General features: G+C 40.2%; 2 protein-coding genes and 1 pseudogene. All 3 read left to right on the top strand.

What is annotated here, in order from left to right:
- The first annotated feature begins 739 nt into the window (after nucleotides 1-739).
- Complete coding sequence (locus ACFIK4_RS00950; protein ID WP_375674600.1) at nucleotides 740-2,194, top strand: hypothetical protein; 1,455 nt, start codon at nucleotides 740-742, stop codon at nucleotides 2,192-2,194.
- 10 nt (nucleotides 2,195-2,204) lie between these two features.
- Nucleotides 2,205-4,307 carry a glycine zipper family protein gene (locus ACFIK4_RS00955; protein WP_375674602.1) on the top strand — a complete coding sequence of 701 codons (2,103 nt, stop codon included), beginning with the start codon at nucleotides 2,205-2,207 and terminating at the stop codon, nucleotides 4,305-4,307.
- Nucleotides 4,304-4,403: pseudogene (locus ACFIK4_RS00960) on the top strand (lytic transglycosylase); the annotation flags it as partial. The gene ACFIK4_RS00955 and the pseudogene ACFIK4_RS00960, both read left to right, overlap by 4 nt.

Here is a 4,403-nt window from a genome sequence, read left to right on the forward strand (position 1 = left end):
TATGCTTTATTATAGGAAGGAATTGTGACATGGGGAGCAGTAGACCAGCAACGACAGAACAGAAGCAGGTGCAGACAAGTGCCCCTCCTGCTTGGATGCAGAATGTCTTTAAGCGAGGTGGTGCGGATGCGTATAATCTGTATGATACAGGGGCGGGTGGGAATGTTTATGGCGGTCCTCGTGTAGCGCCGTTAAGTGATCAAACGCGCTATGGAATTGGTGGTCTTGGAAGTATTCCACAGCATTATCAAAATCGCTCTTTGATGAATACGATTTACAATCCAACGTTGACAGCAAGCAATCTTGGAAGAGTGGCTTCTGGTGATATGGTTGGACAGAATCCGTCTTTTAATGCCGCCCTTCAAAATAGCTTAGACCGTGTAAGAGATACGATTAACAGCTCTTTTGCAGGTGCGGGTCGTTATGGGTCCGGTGCACATGCAGGTGTATTAGCAAATGAACTTGGTGCTTTGTCCACAAGTGCTACAGCAGACCAGTATAATCGTGATGCGGATCGCATGATGCAAGCCAATGCCATGATAGACCAAGCCAATCAAAATCAATTGGGCGCCTCAAATANAACGAATAATAATACAGCCTCTATGATGCAAGGCAACGACCCTTGGAAGAATTTTGCGACAGTAGCAGGTCTTGCGACAAGTTTTATGGGTATCCCTGATATTTCTAAACCTTTTGGCGCATTTTTAGGCAAAAAATTCGGTGTATAGGAAAGAAAGAAATGGAAAAAAGTTCTTGGTTCGATAACATTTCGCGTTTTTTTATTCCTCCTGATCAAGGTGAACATCCTTTAGTTAGAATGTCTAGAATAGGAGCAGATGGTTTAATACAACATAGTACACATCTCCCACCTACATTAAAACGCAATAGAAGGAGATGGTCTACAGTTCAAGAAGAAAGAGAACGCCAAAAGCGTGAAGAGATCTATGGTCGAAAGCTATTAGGAATGGTTATTCCGAAGATTGGTGAGAGACCTATTGATAAAATGAATCTGTTGCAGAGAGTCATACAGCAGCATCAAGGTCCTGCTACTCCTAGTGCAATTTCTATTGATAAACCGTTTGAGAGTGGTTCTCTTGCGCCTTCTCAAATAGGAACTATTGTTCCGGATGGAGTATATCATGAGAAGAAGGAACCTTATGTGGTTCCTGAAGCAGAAATACCATTTGGTGTTGGTAATCATCCACCACTCCCTAATGCACAGGAGATTAAACAACTTACGCCTATAGTAGAGGCAGCTTCAACACCACAGTCACAAACTTCTCCAGTAGATACTCGAACTGGTTTTGAAAAGTTTGTCCAGTCTGATTTTTATAAAAAGCTTCAAGATCTTTTTGCAGGTATGTCGGCAGCACCGTCAGGCGGTTCTGGGTGGGATGCGCTTGCAAGTGGTGTGAAGCGTCTTAACGAAGGAGATAAACAAAGAGGGCAGGTTAATCAGACCGTCGAATATCTAAAATCTAAAGGGTACAGTGAAGAAGAGGCGCGGTTCATGGCTGGGAATAAAGATGCATTGAATGCTTTTCTATTACAAAAAGTGAACGGCGGTTATGATGCTAGATCTAAAGAAGAAATGGACCGCCTACGAGAAACAATAGATCTTAAAAATAGTGAAGCTATCAGTAGTAATACACTCCATGACATTGAACGTTTTATGAATTATATAGAAGAGAATGGTGATTGGGCTACGGGAAATCTTGCTGATTGGCAAGCTTCTTTTAAGGTTCCTCAACACCGTGATATGCGTTCACTGCTTGATTCCATTAAAAACCGTATAGGTATTGACCGTTTAGAAACGATGAGACGGTATTCACGCAATGGTGCTTCTGGTTTTGGTAACCTTACAGAAAGAGAGCTTGATATCTTAAAGAGCTATTTAGGAGAGATAAAGTACGACTTGGGTCATAAAGAGCTCTTGTTTAGGTTGAAAAAAATCCATCAGATTTTGGCTAAGATGAAATTAGACGTATTGAAATTGCTAGAAGACAGCAGCATTGAATTAACGCAAGAGAGTGTTGATAAGGTTACCTCACAGTCGCATTCTAAAGCTCCACAGCAAGGACATAGTGCAAATGCGCCTGTAGTAAAAAGTGCAGAAGAAATTGAAGCCTTACCGAAAGGAGCAGATTTTATTGTTATTGATGCCGATGGTAAAAGAATGACTATAAGAAAATAGGTTGTGTTTCATGTCTGAACTTAAGAATTATGATAAGTCACTTCTTCCTGAATGGGCTAGAAAGTATAAGGTTATTGGTATTGCTGAAGATGTTCAAAAGGAAACAAATTATCCTGAACTTAAGGATTATGATAAATCACGTCTCCCTGAGTGGGCTAGGAAATATAAAGTAATTGGTCCAGTTCAAGATATTCCAAATACTCAAGAAACATTCAAAGATTTTGCATTTGATGATAAAGATCTTACGTGGTGGGATGCTGTTAGAAGCCATGGTACATCTGGTCTTACAGCAGGGTACAGTGATGAGATACAAGCGGCGAATGAAGCAGGTTTTACGGATTATTGGCGTGGTGATAAGAAAGCAGTAGAGGTTTATAACAGAAGAGTAGCCAAGGAACGCGCTTACCAAAAAGCCTTGGAAGAGAAATATCCATGGTTGTCTTCTGGTGCTTATATTGCTGGTTCGATTTTACCAACATTAGCATCTTTGGGTATTCCCGCATTAAATTTTTTGCGAGCAGGCTCGACTTTAGGAAGTTTAGGTAGGGGAGCTATTGTTGGGGCAGGTTCTGGAGCTTTACATGGTTCTGGTGCAGGAAAAGGTTACAATGATACGGTGAATTCGGCATTAGCCGGTGGTGTTGGTGGGGCAGTTTTGACGCCGGTTGCTGCTTTAGGAGGTATGGGTATTTCTAAGGCAGTTCGTAGTTTAGGAAATGCTTTAAAGTCACCTCCTGTCGTGAGGAATTATTTTAATCCTGCTCGTAAAGAGGTTTCAAATAAAGCTTTGCGAGAAGTTGCCAAGCAACTTTACGATAATAAAACCCAAAAGATCACGGAACGTCTTAGCTCAGAACCTCAGGAAGTATTTTTGACAGATATTAATGAAAAACTACGACAGACTTTGTGGAATGCGTCTAAAACAAATGAAGATGTTTATAATCTCTTGAAACAAGCGCATGAGAAAAGATTAGGCGGTTCTGTTCAACGTCTTGATGATATGATGGAGCAGACGATTGTTCCATACCAGCATAGAGATACTTTAAGCAGGACACTTAAACGGCAAGGAAAAGAGGCTCATGATCATCTCTATGAACAAGCGAAGCAAATTCCAATAGGAAAAGAACATTATCCAGCTCTTAATAAACTTTTTGAAAATAAAGGGTTTCAAAGAGCTCTCAAAGAAGCTGTTAAGACTTTAGAGGAACACCCCCTCAGTATAAATCCTAGACGATTTTATAATAGAAAGTTTAGCAGTATAAACTATAAACCTACGATAGAGTTATTAGATCAAACCAAGAAGTCTCTTGATGATTTAATCGAAAAAAGTAAGAAACATGGCGATAACCAGAAGGTTTTAGGATACGAAATCCTCAAACAAGATTTAGTAAAAATAATGGATCAAATCTCTCCTACTTATCAAGCAGCGCGTGGTAGTGCAGCAAAATTCAAAAATTTTGCAGATAGTTTTGAGAAGGGTAGACAAGCTCTAGGCACGAAACTTGAAAAGAGTATTGAAAGGGATGCAGTTAAGGAAAATCTTTCTAAAGGGAATTGGACAAAACAAAATAATACCTATCAGATGGGTATGAGAAATGCCTTAGATGATTTACTCAGAAAAAGTGATGACCCTATTAATGAATTTTCTAAACTTTTAAAACAAAATCTTGCGTCTGAGAATCTTGAAAGGACCATAGGACCGGAACGGTTTTCTACTTTTAAAAAGGCAGTAGATCAGGAGCAATTCTATTCTGATGCAGCAAAAGAGGCTTTTAGCAAATTTGAAGGCACTCCTGAGTTTTCTGTTTTTGATGGAATTAATTTTTCAAATTTTTTGCATTGGCCAACTGAATCTCTAAAATTAGCACGAAACATATTTTTCCACCCGAATGCTCCAGAGGCGCTACGGGCAAGACAAGAGCTAGAGCGCGGTATAGCGAAGTTAGCAACTTTTGGCGTTAAAGGAATGGAGCGCAATGAAATTGCCAAATTGATTCAAAGTGCTTTGAAGTGGCATAAAGCCGGTGTGATAACGGATGAAGGCTTGAAGATTGTTTCTAGAGCTGTAGCAAAAGGGTTAGGTCCTAGTGCTTCAATAGAGTACGCGAAATGACCCGTTCTAGTCCTTCTGTTAATCAAGCGATACGGCAAACGGCAGCGCGTTATGGTTTGCCAGAGAGTTATTTGTACCGTGTTGCGCAAGTAGAAA

The organism is Bartonella sp. AP9QHHD (assembly GCF_042195625.1).
Classification (GTDB): Bacteria; Pseudomonadota; Alphaproteobacteria; order Rhizobiales; family Rhizobiaceae; genus Bartonella.